The sequence below is a fragment of the Methanolobus bombayensis genome (assembly GCF_017873415.1).
Taxonomy (GTDB): domain Archaea; phylum Halobacteriota; class Methanosarcinia; order Methanosarcinales; family Methanosarcinaceae; genus Methanolobus; species Methanolobus bombayensis.
Genome location: NZ_JAGGKD010000002.1, coordinates 80,459 through 99,278 on the forward strand (window position 1 = coordinate 80,459; position 18,820 = coordinate 99,278).

Consider the following 18,820-nt stretch of genomic DNA (forward strand, 5'->3'; position numbering starts at 1 on the left):
GTTCTCACTGGAGATTCCAATTCCGTTGTCCTTGACACTTGTGTGGATTATATCAAATTTAATCCGTTTGTTCAATATTTATATTATCATATTCAGGTTCTTTCGGAATCCTAAAAACAAAACTACTTCCTTCTCCGGGATTACTCTGAACACTGATACTGCCTCCATGCATTTCAATGAATTTTTTAGCAATAGCCAGTCCCAGTCCGCTTCCTTTAAAATCATGATTTAAACATGGTTTGATCTGCCTGAAAGGCTGGAAAAGTTTATCCATATCATTCAGTGAAATCCCTATACCTGTGTCCTGTATATTAAGATATACTGAACTGTCCACTGTACCTGCTTCAATTGTAACTTTTCCATTCTCCGGAGTAAACTTAATGGCATTACTTGCAAGATTGTAGATAATTTCCTTGAATTTAGTCCTGTCAGCAAATATCATCTCTGGCAGAGAATTATATTTAAGTTCAAGGTCTACTCCTTTTTTCATGGCCATTGGCGTCACTGACATTTTTATTTCGTTGATGCTATCTGAAAGGTTGAATTTTTCATAGTTGAGTTCCACTCTTCCGGCTTCTATCTTTGAAAGGTCCAGAATATCATTGATTACATTCAGGAGGTGTTTTCCACTTTTTGAAATATAATCTATATATTCAGTCTGTGCTTCATTTATTTCTCCGAAATCCCCTCCCTTTATAATTTCTGAAAATCCGATGATGGAATTAAGGGGAGTCCTTAGTTCATGACTCATGGTTGCGAGGAATTCATTTTTGGCTAAGCTTGCCTCTTCTGCAGTGATCTTAGCTTTCAGCAGTTCATCCGAATATTTTTTCCTTTCAGTAATATCTCTGCAGACACAAAACACGAGTTTTTTGCCACTATATGCCATAAGATTTGAGTTGATTTCAACATTAAGGATAGTTCCATCTTTACATTTCTGTTTTGTCTCAAACAATATACCCTGGAAATCTGAAGATTGGATCATATTGAGAAGATGGTCGCGGTCAAAATTAGCATCCCAATCCCACACATACATATTTTGAATTTCGCTGACAGTATATCCAAGCATTTCAGCAAAAGCCGGATTTGTCTCAAAGACACTTCCATCCATTTCCAGTATGACCATTCCATCCCTTGACTGTTCCATTAGAAGACGGCGCCAGTGAACTTCTTCAGAAAGTGCATTCTCCGATTTCAGGCGTTCAGAAATATCTTTAATGATGGCACAGTTATATTCTTCCTCTCCATAGATCATGTGATTGACAGAAATTTCGACAGGTAGCAATCTTTTTTCTTTTGTCAGATGCATGGAATGGAAAGTAAAACTCTTTTTTTCTGTGACTAGTTTCCAGTGTTCATTCCACATATCTTCTGTGAAAACCGGATCAATATCCGGTACTGACATGGTCAAAAGTTCTTCTTTTGAATAGCCCAGCAAATCACAGGCCGATTTGTTGGCAAAAAAGAATTCTCCGGTTTTCCTTGTCCAGAATACGGCATCGCTGAAATTCTCCAGTGAAAAACAAGCAAGATTCAATCCTTTTTCAGTCTTTTTACGTTCGGTTAGATCCCTTATGAAAGTACAGTCGTACTCTTTACCTTCATAATTCATGTAGTTGGAAATTATTTCAACAGGGCACATTTCACCTGAATTAGTGCGAACATCAACTTCTGCAAGTGATGTCTTTTCATTACATAGTTTTTCCCAGTGTTCTTTCCATGATTCCTGTGTAAGTTCAGGATCAAAGCTGAATACTGACATCGACAGCATTTCATCTTTAGAATAACCTGTTAGATCACACGCAGCTTTGTTAACATAAAATACATTTCCATTTTTCTCTAACCATGCGACAGCATCCTTAGAATTTTCAAGTGAGTGACTTGCTTTTTTTAATTCTTCTTCTGCATTCTTCCTTTTCGTTATATTCCTGAAAAAAGTGCAGTGATATTCTTCTCCTTTGTAGTTCAGATAATTGACCGTTATTTCTACAGGCAGGATATTTCCAGATTTGGTGCGGACACTGGACTCATTAAAATATGTTTTGTTTGATCTCACATTTATCCAGTGTTCATCCCACATGGATGAAGTAAAATTTGGATTCACATCTGATACAGACATTGATAGTAGTTCTTCTTCAGTATAACCAAGAAGGTTGCATGCGGCTTTGTTGACATAAAACATTTGTCCGTTTGATTTAACCCAGACTACCGGATCAAAAGCATTCTCAAGTGCAAAAAATGCCAGATGCAGATCTTTTTCAGTTCTTTTCTGTTCAGTTACATCACGAACCACGACATAATTCACATCTTTTTCTTTTTTAAGTGGGTCACTCCTGTAAATCTTTACATCGCGAACTTCACCACTTGAAAGCATGTGTTTTGAAAAAAAGTAATTTTTATCACCTGCATTCTTGCATTCAATGGAACTATTTTCCTTTCCTTTCCTTGATTCCATAATTACGGCATCTATATCACTGATATCCATTTTCTTCAGTTCTTCCAGTGACCATCCATAAAATTCAGAAGCAGTATGATTTGCATCAATGATCTTGCAAGTACTCTGGTCAATTAACAGTACCACTGTTCTGTCATTCTGAAAAAGGTCCCTGTAGGTTTCTTCATTTTTGAGAAAATAGTCTATCAAAGTTTCTTCATAGCAAAAGAGAGATGAATTATCTCCGGTCTGCTCCCAATGATACCTTTTTTTTCCCATAGGATCATCTAGCCTGTCTTAAAGTCAGATCCGTCAACAGCAAAGACATCCGGAATATTGTATCAGACAACATACCAGAAGACAAAATCATTTGAAAATCTCTATCTTTTCAAAAGCATTTCCTGCCTTTAATTGACAGCAACCAACCCTGCGAATATTACTATTGAACCACTGTTATTTAAAGATGAATGATTTGATTTTTTAAGATTACAGTTGCATATGGGAAAGATTCAGGAAAAAATGCTGAGTTAAAAAGTCAAAGAGCTTTTTTCAGTGTGATCCAGAACACACTTCCCTTTCCTTCAGGATTGTCCTCAACACCATATTCTCCATCATGCAGTTCGATTATACGTTTTACAATAGCAAGGCCTAATCCAGTTCCCTTTATTCCTTTTTTATCTGCACGCTGGAAACGGTTAAAGAGCAGGACTTTATCGGAATCAGAGATTCCTGCTCCCCGGTCTGTAACAGTGACTTTCCACATCCTGTCAAGCTCTTTGAAAGTTATATCAATGGCACTTCTTAAAGGGCTGTATTTGATAGCATTTGACAATAGATTTGCAAAAACCTCTTCTATGATCGGATTAGCTACAGCAGGACAGGCACTAATTCCATATATATTCACTGTCTGATCATTTGTTTCTATTGTTTCCCTGAAACTATCAATGACCATTTTAAACACAGGTACCACGTCTATCTTTTCAAAACCAATGTCCTCTTCTTTCTGGAGTTTTGCAAGCTTGGTGGCAGTTTCAAGCATCTCTATCAATCTGTCATTGTTTTCCTTGACTTTCTGTGCCAGCATCCTTGATTGTTCATCGCTTGTTGTGTCAAGAAGTTCTTCTGTGTAACCTTTGACAACACTGGCCGGAGTGAGCAGATCGTGACGTATGATATCGGTGAACAGGTCTTTAAGTTCGTTTGATTTTTTGAGTTCAGATGCATATCTTTTTAGTCTTTCTTCAGCTTTCTTTCTCTCAGTGATGTTCCTGGCTACAGAAAGAATGGCCTTTTCGCCTTTGTATTCTATAAGTCTGGAATTGAGTTCAAGCGGAAGCACGGATCCGTCTCTAAGCACAAAACTGATCTCAAAAATAACGCCTTTTTCCTTCATTATGCGTTCTGTGTAACTATCCATCAGTAGTTTCATTTCAGGTTTTACAATATCATCAGGAGACATTTCAAGCATTTCTTCCCTTGTGTAACCAGTTGAAGAGACCATAGCTCTGTTCGCATCTATAAAATTACCATAAGGACTGCAGATATATATGAGGTCGTCAACGTTATTGAATACTGTTTTAAGGTTGTTCTCGGACTCGATCAGCATTGATTCCATTCTTCTGTTTTCGGTTATGTCCTCACCTGAGCTGATAACTCCAATACGTTTACCGTTCTCATCTTCAACAGGAACATCATGCCAGAATATCAGTCTTTCTTCTCCATCTTTTGTAAGTATAAAGTTCTCAAAATATTGTGGGGGATCTAATTCGTGGTTAATAACCTTAACAAAATTACTTTTTGTTAGATCTCGGACACTTTCAGGAAGGAAATTATCAAACCATTTCTTTCCTATTATTTCGTCTTTATCATATCCGAGGACTTCAGCTCCTTTATTGTTAACGAAGATTACTTCCTGATCGGGATTTACAATACCTATTATAGAACCTGCCACATCAAGATAATTGTAGAGTTTATCCCTTTCTATTTTAAGAAGCTCTTCAGTACGTTTTCTTTGGCTTATATCCCTTATTATGAGAAGTTCTGCCTTCTTTCCTTCATAATCGATAAGCGAGCCATTGATCTCAACAGAAATATTTTCATTTTCCCGGGTTGTTATATTCATGTCAAAGATTTTTTTGTCAGCTACTTTTAAGCTGCATAGTTTCATCCATTCTGAAGCTTTTTGTTCATCATTTGAAGGGCTGAATTTCATATAATTCTGGTTGACAATCTCTTCAAGGGTGTAACCTGTGAGTTCGGACATCTTTGAATTTGCAAATTTTATTATCCCGTCCTGAATTATCAGAACTCCGTCATTTCCTTTTTCCACAATTGTTGAGTATTTCTTTTCGGATTCCAGAAGTTCCTGTTCGACAATTTTTGTTTCAGATATGTCTTTTCCCACGCAGATAAACATGTCATTGTTGTCATCATCCAGAGGCTTGCATGTTATATTCATAGGAACTTTTTCCCCGTTCCTGCACAAATGCTCTAACTCACATTCAGAACGTCCTTTTTTAGCTGCTTCTTCTATTATAGAAGGGATTTCATTATTGGTGACACACTGGTTAATGAGTTCTGATATGTTCATTTTGTGAAGCTCGTCAGATGAGTGTCCTGTACAGGTTTCAAAATTAACATTAAAATCAACTATGTTTCCTTTATTGTCAACCATGAAAATGTAATCTTCAAGTTTATTGTAACAATCCCTCAGTTTTCTTTCAAAGGTTTTAAGTTCTACTATTTCTTCCCTTTTTTCAAAAGCAAGCGTTACAAGCTTTGTTATCATTCCAAGTATTTTTTCGTATTCTTCAATTCTGGTCCTGTTATCATGAACATCAGGTTGCAGTCCTTTGAGGCTAAGCTCTATAAACCCATTATTTTTTCCATTAATAACAATATCATTAACAAGTACCATATCATGGTTAGCACAAGCCGAATATTTGCATTCTTTTCCAAGTAATCCGATCTTGATCGATACAAATTCCGGTCCATTAAAAAGATATTTGACCCTGTCTGTAAGCAACTTCAGGGATTTTTCTAAAGTTGGTTCATTTAATAAAACTTCAAAGACATTCGTAACGTTGGTAATTACGCTTTCGTTATTTTTTGTATATCCATTCATCTCCCATTTTCCCCATGAGCGAACAAATGGCAGGTGCATTCACTAAATGCATAAATTAGTAAATCTCCACACTAACCTATCTATTTTATGCTTTTTTATGTTATAAATATATCTGCAAAAAGTATTTTTATAAATATATTCAACTTTATTTGAGACTAATTATACTATCTGAAACGAAAACGGAATTGGATCGCAGAATTATTCTTTAAATACTAACAAGGAAAAAGTTATATTTTTCTTCATTTTAATTGTACAGATATTCTTCAACAAAAAATGTGTTTGCAGAAGATACTGATTCTATTATCTCAAGGTAATCTGCATTATCAATACCATCTGAATTTTCAACAAATTCCTTATTTGCTTGTTGCAATGCTTCTACTCCGATTGTTTCATATAATGTGTATGTCAGAGAAAATGCTTTCTTGTATCCGAAATCCACATGTTCCTCAGTATCAGTGTTGAGAGTTTTCGGGGTACTCCAGTCTGAAAGAGGGAAATCATGTTCACCATATAGGTTTTCGTACTTTCTGAGAAAACGGTCACGCCTTGATTCAGCTTCTTCCGGTTCAATTTCGCTTAGCACTATGTATGCATAAAGGTCAGCATAACCTTCATCCATCCATAGCTGGTCGAAGTTGCAGGCACGTGTCCAGTAATGTGCCAGCTCATGAACCAGAATTCCATGGTTTGAAGTGTAAAGTAGCCAGATTCCGTTGCTTCCCTGATTATAACCGCCATAGCCACCTGTCTCTGTCAGGTTTGCCTGTGTTATGGTTATATTATACTCAGGTGGGTATGCAATTCCCCAGTTTTTCTCAAGCAGGTTCAGGCTTTCAATTGTTGTCTTCATTATGTCCTGTGCCCACTGTTCTTCTCCTTCCCAGTACCTGATCTCAATATCAACATCACGTTCTGTAAGGTGAGCTGTATCTTTTAATGTGAGGCGTTGTGAAGCTCTTACTGAGTTTACTTTACATGCTTTATTCCAATCCTGTCCCTTTTCGAATATGTAAACACTTGAATACAATTTATCTTCTACTCTGTAATCATTCCTGCTAAGATGGGTTTCAAATTCAGAAGGAACTTCAAGGGTTACTTCAACGTTGTCACCATATTCATTCATTGTGAATACAGCTGTATTCTTATTAATCTCGATCTCATATTCCACATAAAATCTGTAACTGTCTTCGTACCAGACCTTGTTGTTAAAATAAAAGACATAATATCCTTCATCAACCATGTTGAAAGCCATGCTTCTTTCATCATCGAAAACTTTGATGCAATTTGCTCCATCAGGAAGATAAGCATTGTAATTGGAGTAGTATCCTCTCCAGTATTTTGTATCAGGATTATTGTTATGGAATGTGATCTCTCTTGATACTTTGACTATTCCTTCCTCTGGAATAAGTTCATAACTGGAGCTTACATCAGTGAAAATATTATTGCCTGATGCGGCTGTTAGGTTAATAGTGCACAGGAATAAGAAGAGCATGGTTCCTGCAAGTATCTGACGTTTTTTAGAAGATCCCATTACTATCTATGTGTAGAACTTAATGTTCACTATTTAATGCGTTATGACATCAAAATTTAAATCGTGTACATGAAAATAGGAATTTTGTACATGGAATTATAATAATTCAGTTAAAATTATAAATTTATGTGCAACTGTTTGTTTTTTATGTATTCTTATGTGCAATCATCAATTGCTGATTTTTGCATAGGTCACTGTTACCATGTGCCATAATAGCAAATCATTTAAAGATGTACTACCATGAGAGGATATTTTGCGGAGATGTTCCAATGAGATACTGGCAGCCAAAATATGAGACCATGAAAAAAGACGAACTTGCCGAACTGCAACTAAAACGCTTGAAGAAGACGGCTGCGGCAGTCTATAATAACGTTCCTTTCTACAGGGAGAAGTTCAGGCAACTTGGTATAAATCCTGGTGATATCAAGTCAATAGATGATATCAGTAAATTACCATCCACAAGGAAAACCGACCTCAGAGACAATTATCCGTTTGGTCTTTTTGCAGTACCTAAAGAGGAAATAGTAAGGATACACGCATCCTCGGGTACCAGCGGAAAGCCAACAGTTGTAGGATATACACAGAATGATATTGATACATGGTCAGATCTTATGGCAAGGAATCTTACCATGGTAGGTCTTGATAAAAGCGATGTTTTCCAGAATGCTGTGAATTATGGCCTTTTCACAGGTGGACTTGGTTTTCATTATGGTGTTGAAAGAATGGGAGCGATGGCAGTTCCAAGCGGAACCGGTAATACATGCAGGCAACTTGAAATGATGATGGATTTTGGTGTCACTGCAATGCACTGTACTCCATCTTACGCACTCTATCTTGCAGAAACAGCTGCTGAAATGGATATTGTGAATAAGCTTTCTCTGAGAGTTGGCTGCTTTGGAGCGGAACCCTGGTCTGCGAATACCAGGAAACAGCTTGAAAGTGCTCTGAACATCAAAGCCTACGACTCCTATGGTCTTTCAGAACTAATGGGTCCTGGTGTTGCTTTTGAATGTGAGGAACAGGATGGTCTTCACATATGGAGTGATCATTTCTATGTTGAAGTTCTGGATGAGAACGGTGAGCAGGTTGCAGAAGGCGAAAAAGGAGAACTTGTACTCACATCCTTAACCAAGGAAGCCCTTCCGATCATAAGATACAGAACCGGTGACATTACACGTCTTCTTGAGAGTGAATGTTCATGTGGTCGTACAACACCACGTATCTCAAGGCTTCTTGGAAGGGCAGATGACATGCTCATTGTAAGAGGTATCAACGTTTTCCCATCACAGATTGAGGATGTCATTGTGGACATTCCTGAAGTTACAGAACATTTCCAGGTACTTCTTGACAGGAATGCCAAGATGCTGGATGAAATAACTGTTAAGGTTGAACTTGAGGAAAATGCATTTACAGGTGAACTAAAAGACCTTGCAGCAGTCCGCAAACATGTTGAGAATGAACTCAAGAGTGTTCTCAACATCAGGACGAATGTGGAACTTGCTGAAAAAGGTTCTATTCCCAGAACGGCAGGTAAATCACAGAAAGTTGTTGACAGAAGGAATGCTATCTGATTACTTTGGTTCAATCTCATATATTAAGGTGAAAATATGGCTCATGTAATGGAAATTCTCGGAAAGGCCAGAGTTGTTGTAGAAGATGGAAAGGTCACTGAAGTTGGTGAACCTTTGATTGGCTGGTGCCCTATTTTTGACAAAGCCCGTGGCATAACTGAGATCACAAAGGATGAGATCAGGAAGAATATGGAATTCCGCATCAAAGATTTCGGTCTCTTCACAAATAAACGTCAGTTAGATATGGATATTTTCGTAGGATTTGGTGCTTCCGAGACGATGATGACAGGCCTTAACCGTGGTCTGCTGGATACAACTGTCACTGCATGCGATGGTGCAGGAACTGTAATATCCAACAATCCAAACCTTGTTCAGGGAATGGGTGCACGCATTTCAGGTCTTGTTGAAACAGAACCTATAGATGAGACCATAAATGGAATTAATGAGCGTGGTGGAATTGTTCTTGATCCGTCAAATGCAAATATTGATCCTGTTGCAGGTGCCAGGAAGGCAGCACAGCTTGGTTACAAAAAAATAGCAGTTACAGTTGTTTTCCCTGAAACTGCAAAAGAGCTGCGTAAGCTTGAAAAGGAACTTGACCTTGAGCTTGTTATTATAGGTGCACATGTAACAGGTATTGACAGGCAGATGGCACAGGATCTGCTGGATTCTGCGGATATTGTAACGAGCTGTGCTTCGAAACATGTACGTGAATTGGTAAAACCACTTGTGCAAGTAGGCAGTTCGGTTCCTCTTTTTGGACTTACACAGCGTGGAAAGGAGTTGCTTCTGGAAAGGGCAAAAGAAGTTGAATCGCCGCTGTTTGTCAGTTCCTCAAAGCTTCCTTCATTACCTGAAAAGAAACAGCCGAAAAAACTGGTTTGATTAACCGTTTTTTCTTTTATTTTTGGATATTATTGTCAGGTTGCATATTTCATTTTTCAGGAATTTTAAGCCTGTTTTTCTTTCTGTATGTCATTCCGTTGAATATTGCAACGATGTCTCCTCTGTCGTCAGTTACGTTTACTACATAGGTTGATATTTTAGGATTGATGGAAGTTTCCTTAGCTTCTGCATAAAGGGTACCTTCCGTTGCGGCTTTAACAAAGGATATATCTGCATTGATTGCCACAGCAACGTTTCCATAGGAGTTTGAAGCTGCAGCAAATACCATATCCGCCAGTGTGAAGATGGCTCCACCATGTACTGTTTCCAGAACATTTAGATGTTTTCTTTCAATCTTCATCTCTGCTTTAGCATAGCCTTTTGAGACTTCGGTCAATTTCATTCCTGAATTTGATGCAAAGCATTCCTGTGCGAAATATCTCTGTATGTCATCAATATTTTCCATATTTACCCTCATTTGAATATTGTCCTTTAAATTTGTCTTTCTGCTACTTATCTATTGTTAAATTATCAAGTTAACTGTTCGTAATTACACAAATAATGTTATGATTAATCATGACAAATATCAGCAAACTATATATACTATAGGAGAATAGTCTATCATGATAAAACATGATAGAATATCACGTAAATCCTAACTCATACAGCTTTGGAACATTTCTCCTTTCACTGATGATCACTCTGATGGCATACTACTCATTCCTCAGCTACCATGGTGTAGTCTGATTTGTACCACAAAAAGAAATTCCCATTTTTGGGATAGTTTAGAAAAGAGCAAATGGATAACAGTGTCCATTTGTGCTCTTTTCCCTTCATACTTCTGCTTAAAAGCAAAAACAATTCTTCAGGTATTTTGTTTTATTATTCAATGTTTTGTAAGTCAAAAAGGGCTGAATTGCATAATACTATATAAGTTTTAGGATTTTTTATATTATTTTTCAATTATAATAGTATTTTTTTGGACAAAAATTGTTTGATTTGTTTCTATAGTTTTGTTTCTATAAAACATTTTTAAATTTTAAAACCAAATGCAAAATATTTATATCTACAAAGGTAATTGCTTTATTTCATATTATATAATGATTGTAACTTTTAGACAGGTGCAAAATAAAATAGAAAAGAGTGCATTTAGTCAGTTGTTATAAACTGGTAAACTATAGTAGGGGTTATTAGGTGTGTTAGGTAATGATAACATAAATGAAACTACTGATTTTGAATCGATGGACATTCCCGATTCTGTAAAAAGGGAATTGTTCCAGAAAACAGCTCTTCTGTCGGGTTTACTCCGCTGGGTTCCGGATCTTGTTTTTTTTAAAGATTCAGATGGTGTTTTTCTTTCATGCAATGAAATGTTTTCAACATATGTTGGCAAGCCCACGAGTGAAATAATAGGCAAAACAAGTCATGATATATTTGACAGAGGTAGAGCTGATTTTTTCCGGTCCAATGACAGAAGAGTACTGGAATCCGGTCACTCTTACAAAAGTGTTGAATGGATGGATCGTGCGGATGGTAAGAAAATCCTGCTCGAAACATTTAAAGCTCCGCTTTTCACTGAAGAAAATGAGATTATCGGTGTAGTGGGTGTTGGGCGTGACATAACCCAGCGAAAGCTTGCTGAGACTGAATTACAGGACAAAAAGAATGAATTGTTCCAGATAGTTAATGGCAGCCCAATATCTGCTTTTGTTATCAACAAGGACCATGAGATAATATACTGGAATAAGGCATGCGAAAAGACAACAGGTGTCAAGGCTAATGATATTATAGGTACAAGGGACACATGGATGGCTTTCTACAACGAAAAAAGGCAGGTACTTGCAGACTTGATAATTGATAATTCTCTGAGTGGGATCGAACAGGTATATGGTGATAAAAAACTGCAACCTTCCTTTGTGGAAGGTGGCTATGAAGCTGAAGACTACTTCCCTGCACTTGACAAATGGATACTTTTTACTGCTGCTCCCATAAGGGATCATAACAACGATATAATAGGCGCAATAGAAACCCTTCAGGACATTACTCTCTCAAAAAAGGCTGAACAGGCAATCCTTGATGCGAAAATGCTGGCAGAGAACACTTCACGCACAAAGAGTGAGTTCCTTTGTAATATGAACCACGAACTTCGTACACCCCTTAATCTTATACTGGGCTATGCCGATCTGCTGTTGACAGAAGAAACAGGAGAATTGAATGAAGAACAAAAACACTTTGCTGAGATCATCAAATTTGCAGGATCCAGATTCATCGAACTTGTTGATTCTTTGATATATATAGCTGAGATAGAAGAGGGGAAAATGGAGCTGGATATTGATCTGTTCTCCCTGCCCAACCTCATATCTAATATCAACAAGGTACTTAGTTCACATGCACTAAAAAAAAGTGTAAAACTGGAATTTGATATCGATCCATCGATTAAAGTTATCTATGCCGATAAATCCAAGATAAAGACAATTTTGCATCATTTGATCAGTAATGCTATAAAATTCACTCCTTCAGGTGGAAAAGTTTCAGTTTCCGCCACTCAGGATGATAAAAATGAACTACATTTGATAGTGAAAGATAACGGGATTGGCATATCCGATGAAGATCAGGAGCAATTGTACAATGCATTCGTGCAACTTGACTGGTCCCTTAATCGCAAATTCGAAGGAACAGGACTTGGTCTGAGCATAGTGAAAAAATTTGTCGAAGTTCAGGGTGGCAGGATATGCCTTGAAAGCAAGCCTGGCGAAGGAAGCATATTTGAAGTCATATTACCTATGTTATCTTCGGAAAGTTCCACTGTCCTTGAGGATATATGTAACAGCACTGAATTTTCAGAATGAGTTTTCAGAAAAAATTCACAGAATTTCATCATCCTCTATTTCAACATCAAGTACATCTAATGAAATCTCTTTCCCTCTTCCGTCAAAACATTTCCAGTTATGCGGGCCAAAAGGATGACCGGCTATTATATGATGAGTTCCGGTTTTGCTGAATAGTCTGAGATCAGCCTTTGAAGGTCTTATAATAGAACTTGGATGGCTGTGTACAGATCCGACTGCAGAGATATTCGGCATCATAAAAAGCCTGAGCACTGCATTTATCTCACTTGATTCTGTTCCTGGAAGGATTAGTATGTCAGTGATGACTCCATCCTTTGATTGTAAGAGTCCTGCAAATTCATTAGGATAAGTTGATCTGCTAACCTCAAGTATAAATTCCAGTGTTTCCTTTGCAATTCCCTTTATCATTTCACCCATCATTAATTTCTACACATGGAGAACATATAAATTTATTGTAGATATTATTCTATTGATCGCATTTATTTTTAGGGTCAGCAGGGAGGGATATGTGGACATCGGTTCCTTTTCCCTTAGTAGATTCGATCCAGATTCTGCCATTATGGGCATCGACAACTTTTTTTGCAATATGGAGTCCAAGACCGTTACCTCCGTATCTGCGGGTTGAAGATCCATCTACCTGATAAAATATATCAAAAATATTTTCAAGTTTATCATCAGGTATTCCTATTCCTGAATCCTTTACCACTATATGTACACCGTGGTCTTCTTCCTCTGCCATAACAGTAACTTCTCCGTTTTCCGGTGAAAATTTGATGGCGTTATCAATCAGTTTGTAAAGCAGCTGGGGAAGGAAATAAACATCACCATTGATCATCGGAAGTTTTCCGTTTATTTTTTTATTCAAGAATATTTTGTTTTTTGTAGCTTCAAAGTGATGATGCTTCAATGCATTGTCAATTACGTTTTCCATCTGTATGGGATCAAATTGATAACAAGTTTTACCGGCAAGAACACTTGCCATATAAAGCAATGAATCAATAAGGGTACCCAGTTTTCTGGAACTATTGAATATTGAGTTAGCCGATTTTTTTTGTTTTATATTCAATGATCCTAATTGTTCTTCATTAAGTATCTCACTGTATCCAAGGATAGAATTAAGCGGAGTTCTAAGCTCATGACTTAGATTTGATATGAATTCATACTTCATCATTTCCATGGATTTCAGTTCATCATAAGCTATAATGAGCTTTTTATTACGTTCAGTTAACTTATCCTGTGCCTCTTTTTCCCCAATGGCACTACCTATTATATTTGCAACTGCTCCAAGTACAGTCACATCTTCCATGCTCCATTTACCGGTGGCTTTTACATTATCAAGACCAATAAATCCGTTCACTTTCCCTGCAACGTATACCGGCAACACAAGAACTGAAGTAATGTCCTGCATTTCCAGTATCTCTTTTTCTGCAGCTGCTTCCGGAGGCAGTTCCGACACTTCTTTTATATGGATTATCTCACCATTTTCGAGTTTTTTCATCCACCAGGGGAACATGTCCTGGGGTAGATCCTGAAGATTATCTTTTTGAGCTTCAACCTCTCCTTGGGCCCATTCATGCGTATTGCTCATAGTATCATTTTCATCGTCGAAGCGGAAAAGATAAGCACGACTGGCACCACATACAGTACCTGTTTTTCCAAGGCATTCTTCTATCACATTATCTAAATTTTCAGGTGCAACAAGAGCCGAGGAAACAAAAGAGATTGCACGTTCTATCTCCAGTTTTCTATGTAAAAGGATACTTGAACCATTATCATCCAAATTTGAACAAAAATCTTTTCTGTCAAAGGAAAAACTGAGATCTTCCACATACCACGCAATTGAAATCTGACTGGCATCGTTAAGTTGAACATTAACTTTTTTGCATCTGATATCTTTTTCAATATTCAGTTTTGTGTTCCATTTGCAGTTAAAGATCTGTCCGTTTTCTTTTTCATCATTTTTTCCCGGAATTTCTGTGTCACTATGGTTACAGCAAAAGATATCATCCATAGATGATCCATATATCTCCTCTATGGTGAATCCTGTGATTTTTGTAAATTCCGGGTTACAGTATTGAATATACATTTCCCTGTCTGTCAGCAAAACACCCAGCGGGAGTTCCTTGTATAGTCGGATATAATCAGTATCACAAAGAAAGTTGTCATTCCTTTCAATATCATACAAACCTTCTGATACCATTGAATTTTTTCCCTTGCAGTGCATTTCTCCTCACGCTTGGCATTTTTAGTATCCCTGATGATTCCATCTATTATTTTATTTTATATTAATTAATCTTATATTAATATTTGGAATATTTTATCTATCAGAAAAACAGAGCAGAGTTTTCCTTAGTTTAGTAAAAGATAGATCGCTCCTGATACGCCTGCTCCTGCAAAAGTTGCAACAAAATTGACACCACTGTTAGAAAGTAAGCCACGTTTCTGAATTGTTGCACCAAGAATACTATCAATATTCGTTCCAAGGAACCCTCCTGCAGTTGTCACGGCTATGGCCATACCTGCTTCTTCTACTCTTCCAAAGAGAACAGGAAGAAAACCAATGACCATGGAACCAAAAAGAGCGGCAAACTCACCCAGTACGGTAACAGCTCCGTCAACGCCTGCCTTTGTTGGTTTCAGCGTTGTTATCATTATAGGTTGAGTATTTGCGGTTGTTCCGATCTCACTTGCAAGGGTATCGCCGGTTGCAGTGGCCACCGTGCCAAGGTATGCGAATATTATCAAATCGGCATATTGCGGATATATCCCGTAACATATTGCAAGAACAAGCGCAGCAGTGCTGTTACTGAAAACATTCTCATAGCTTCTGACACCGCCTTTGGACTGAGCAAGACCTATGGATTCCTTGTATCTGTATTTATACTTTGTAAAGGCTCCTCCGAGTATGAAGAAGGTGAGCAGGAGAATAAACCAGAACAGTTCACTGAAAACAATTATAAGTACTCCCAGAAGAGCAGCACCGAAAAGTGCTGAAAGGTCCGCTATTTTTGTTCTGTATGCAAGATAACCGAGAATTAATGAAAAAATAAGTGCAAAGAACATCTGCTGCGGTGGAACTGAGTATCCGAAAGAGCTGAATAGCCACATGGACATTCCTGAACCAAGAGGTACTGACAGGTTGTTGTCAATGTTTGATGGGATCGACTCAAATAATGCGCCTGTTATGGAACCGATAACTGCCAGGAAAAAAAGCATATTAAGATCGATACTCATATCCTGCCAGTGCATTAGCCAGATTCCTGCTATGTATGCTGTTAATATGCCTACGCCCAGAAGGACAATACTGGATGGGAGCAGGCAACATTCAGCTTCTTCAGAGTTGGAACCACAACGAAGAATTTCCAGTTGTTTACGATGTCTTATGAAGTTAGCAGAACTTGTTCCAAAAGTAGATATTGCTATTGCACCGGCTATCACATATAAAGGAAGTCTGTAAGGAGTGAATTCAAGTAATGCACTTATCAGCATCAGGATGAATGCAGAAAATGCAAGGTTCCTGGCACTTTTGTGTCCTTCATTTATCTTATCACTAAGCATTTCCCTGGAGCCAGGGAGTGGTTTCTTGTACAGGTAACGGTTAAGGAACCAGTCTTCAGGAAGGAATGTGAGCCCGAAGATCATAAGAAAACTCAGGATAAGCAATATTTCAGATCCGATAAAAGGGAATAATAGTACCAGGAAACCAAAAGCAGCATGAAGTAATTGCCTCCTGTATTCATGTTCCATATTCTCAAATATATTCGGAATGCCTGCCATATTCATCGCTGGTTTTTTGAATGGTAATTTTTGATATGCTTAGTATTTCAGATAATTTTTAAGCTATATATTGATAATGATTATTCCATTATTATAATATTAATATATTTTCCTGTTTCTTGTGTATCTTTTTTGTAGTAATTAAACAAAAACAAATGCTGTCTACTGTGTTATGATAACACATGACACATTTAAAACAAATATATTAAAATAATAGTAAGCCTTAATCCCACAGACCTATCTGGAGAATACCGGGGAGTAGTATCCCTTTTTGCGATAATATACCGCTTTATCATTTGTGATTTGCGGACTTTCTCGTGATGTATTTACATTTTCATTTAGGAAGGTGTTTCTATGCAGGAAAAGATCAAAGAAATTGCAGCCCGTGTAAGGGAATTACGTGATATTTCCGAAGTTTCCATTGAGGAAATAGCTGGAAAACTGGCACTGTCCGTTGATACATATTCTAAGTATGAGAACGGTGAAGAAGACATACCTGCAAGCATTCTGCTTGAGATCGCCCAGATCCTTAATGTAGATATGTCTGTACTGCTCACCGGAGATGTTCCAAGAATGAACATTTTCTCAGTCACACGTAAGGACAAAGGTGTAAGTGCTGAACGCCGCAAGGATTACAAATACCAGAATATTGCTGCCAACTTTGTTCACAAGAAGGCTGAACCTTTTGTAGTCAGGGTTGATCCCAAACCAGAAGGAACAGCAATATCAATGAACTCACACCCCGGACAGGAGTTTGATTATGTCCTTGAAGGAACCCTTAAAGTGGTAATTCATGGCAACGAACTGATCCTTGAAGAAGGAGATTCGATCTTCTTTGATTCCGGCTATGAACACGGAATGCAGGCAATGGGTGGAAAACCTGCGAAATTCCTGGCTGTGATATTGTAACTGATTTTTGATTTATCGGAGGTAGCATGACTTCATTACTTGATAAATATGTTTCACGTGTAGAATTCGAGTCCTACGAGGATTTCAAAACGAACTTTAAAATAAACATTCCTGATAACTTCAATTTTGCCTATGATGTTGTGGATGTCTATGCAGCAGAACAGCCTGATAAAAAGGCTCTCATCTGGTGCGATGACAACGGTGATGAAAGGATATTCACATTCAAGGACCTTCAATATTATAGTAACAAAACTGCAAATCTTCTTAAGAGCCTGGGTGTAAAGAAAGGTGACAACGTTATGCTCATGCTCAAGAGCCGTTACGAATTCTGGTTCTGCATCCTTGCTCTTCACAGGATAGGTGCCATTGCAGTTCCTGCCACACACATGCTCACAAAGAAGGATATAACGTACAGAGTAGAGCGTGCAATCATCAATACAGTAATCTGCGCACCTGATGAAGGTGTCCTCGATTATGTGGATGAAGCCTATGATGAGGTGAGCAGCATCCTCAAGAATCGTCTTGTTATCGGTCTTGAAAGAGAAGGCTGGCTTGGTTTTACCGAGGAAATGGAAAAGGCATCAGAGGAATTTGAACGCCCAACAGGCGAGGAATCCACCACTAACGATGATATTCTGCTGAACTATTTCTCATCCGGAACCACCGGTTTTCCCAAAATGGTACAGCACAGTTTCACCTATCCGCTTGCGCACATTATAACTGCAAAATACTGGCAGAATGTAACAGATGATGGTCTCCACTACACAGTTGCAGACTCTGGCTGGGCAAAGTGTGTCTGGGGAAAGATATATGGTCAGTGGATAGCAGGCAGCGCTGTTTTTGTCTATGACTATGAGAGATTCAGTGCAGATAAAATGCTTGAGAAAGCTATCAAGTACGGTGTAACTACATACTGTGCTCCACCAACCATCTACAGATTCCTTATAAGGGAAGACCTAAGCAATTATGATTTCAGCAAGCTTGAATACTGTGTAACAGCAGGAGAGCCTCTTAACCCTGAAGTTTATGAGCAGTTCTACAAGATAACAGGCCTCAAACTCATGGAAGGTTTCGGTCAGACGGAGACTGTTGTTTCAGTTGCCACTTATCCCTGGCTTGAACCAAAACCAGGTTCAATGGGCAAACCATCACCTGAGTATGATATCATTCTACTTAATGGCGAAGGCAAGCCATGTGAAGCAGGTGAAGAGGGTGAGATCTGCATTGACACAAGCTTCGGAAATCCACCAGGAATATTCACCGGATACCGTTCAGACGAGACACTTACTGCAAGGGTCTGGCATGATGGTTATTACCACACAGGTGACATGGCATGGAAAGATGAGGATGGTTACTACTGGTTCGTAGGACGTGCCGATGATATCATAAAGACATCCGGTTACCGTGTAGGTCCTTTTGAAGTTGAGAGTGCACTTATTGAGCATCCTGCAGTTCTTGAATGTGCGATCACAGGTGTTCCTGACCCTGTCAGGGGACAGGTCATAAAGGCAACCATCGTTCTTACAAAGGACTACACAGCAGGCGATGAGCTTAAGAAAGAACTCCAGGATCATGTGAAGAAGGTCACAGCACCTTACAAATATCCACGTGTTGTGGAATTTGTGCCTGAACTTCCAAAGACGATCAGCGGAAAAATAAGGCGTGTTGAGATACGTGACCATGATAAGGAAGGTCAGTAACTTTCCTTTTCATTCATTTTTCATTTAAGTTCCGGACCAT

General features: G+C 38.2%; 12 protein-coding genes. 5 read left to right on the forward strand and 7 right to left on the reverse strand.

Annotated features, from left to right (window positions below; all coding sequences use genetic code 11):
- Positions 1-58: 58 nt before the first annotated feature.
- From J2746_RS02680 to J2746_RS02690, 3 genes are all read right to left on the reverse strand, one after another.
- Entirely contained in the window at positions 59-2,713 is a 2,655-nt protein-coding gene (locus J2746_RS02680; protein WP_209615868.1) for a PAS domain S-box protein, read from the reverse strand.
- A gap of 256 nt (positions 2,714-2,969) precedes the next feature.
- Complete coding sequence (locus J2746_RS02685; RefSeq protein WP_209615871.1) at positions 2,970-5,558, reverse strand: PAS domain-containing sensor histidine kinase; 2,589 nt, start codon at positions 5,556-5,558, stop codon at positions 2,970-2,972.
- 244 nt (positions 5,559-5,802) lie between these two features.
- Positions 5,803-7,089 (reverse strand): M1 family aminopeptidase, encoded by a 1,287-nt coding sequence (locus tag J2746_RS02690; protein WP_209615874.1) that lies wholly within the window; start codon positions 7,087-7,089, stop codon positions 5,803-5,805.
- 269 nt (positions 7,090-7,358) lie between these two features.
- Between J2746_RS02690 and J2746_RS02695 the strand changes: the two genes are divergently transcribed.
- On the forward strand, positions 7,359-8,660 hold the full coding sequence (locus tag J2746_RS02695; RefSeq protein WP_209615877.1) for a phenylacetate--CoA ligase family protein: 1,302 nt from the start codon (positions 7,359-7,361) through the stop codon (positions 8,658-8,660).
- Positions 8,661-8,696: 36 nt separating this feature from the next.
- A complete protein-coding gene (locus J2746_RS02700) occupies positions 8,697-9,545 on the forward strand; it encodes a methanogenesis marker 8 protein (protein ID WP_209615880.1) in 849 nt (282 codons plus the stop codon).
- A gap of 49 nt (positions 9,546-9,594) precedes the next feature.
- On the opposite strand, the gene J2746_RS02705 is transcribed toward J2746_RS02700, so the two are convergent.
- Positions 9,595-10,011 carry a PaaI family thioesterase gene (locus J2746_RS02705; protein WP_209615884.1) on the reverse strand — a complete coding sequence of 139 codons (417 nt, stop codon included), beginning with the start codon at positions 10,009-10,011 and terminating at the stop codon, positions 9,595-9,597.
- 730 nt (positions 10,012-10,741) lie between these two features.
- Between J2746_RS02705 and J2746_RS02710 the strand changes: the two genes are divergently transcribed.
- Positions 10,742-12,394, forward strand: coding sequence for a PAS domain-containing sensor histidine kinase (locus J2746_RS02710; protein ID WP_209615887.1), 1,653 nt, complete (start codon positions 10,742-10,744; stop codon positions 12,392-12,394).
- Between the two features lie 15 nt (positions 12,395-12,409).
- Here the strand turns inward: J2746_RS02710 and J2746_RS02715 are convergent, their stop codons facing one another.
- The 3 genes from J2746_RS02715 to J2746_RS02725 form a co-directional block, all read right to left on the reverse strand.
- Complete coding sequence (locus J2746_RS02715; RefSeq protein WP_245249951.1) at positions 12,410-12,811, reverse strand: Mov34/MPN/PAD-1 family protein; 402 nt, start codon at positions 12,809-12,811, stop codon at positions 12,410-12,412.
- A 49-nt stretch (positions 12,812-12,860) separates the two neighbouring features.
- Positions 12,861-14,618 carry an ATP-binding protein gene (locus J2746_RS02720; RefSeq protein WP_209615890.1) on the reverse strand — a complete coding sequence of 586 codons (1,758 nt, stop codon included), beginning with the start codon at positions 14,616-14,618 and terminating at the stop codon, positions 12,861-12,863.
- Between the two features lie 125 nt (positions 14,619-14,743).
- Positions 14,744-16,177, reverse strand: a complete 1,434-nt coding sequence (locus tag J2746_RS02725; RefSeq protein ID WP_342451763.1) for a DUF92 domain-containing protein — start codon at positions 16,175-16,177, stop codon at positions 14,744-14,746.
- Positions 16,178-16,525: 348 nt separating this feature from the next.
- On the opposite strand from J2746_RS02725, the gene J2746_RS02730 reads away from it, so the two are divergent.
- Together J2746_RS02730 and J2746_RS02735 are read left to right on the forward strand one after the other, a co-directional pair.
- A complete protein-coding gene (locus tag J2746_RS02730; protein WP_209615893.1) occupies positions 16,526-17,080 on the forward strand; it encodes a helix-turn-helix domain-containing protein in 555 nt (184 codons plus the stop codon).
- Positions 17,081-17,106: 26 nt separating this feature from the next.
- Entirely contained in the window at positions 17,107-18,780 is a 1,674-nt protein-coding gene (locus J2746_RS02735; RefSeq protein WP_209615896.1) for an AMP-binding protein, read from the forward strand.
- Positions 18,781-18,820 lie beyond the last annotated feature (40 nt).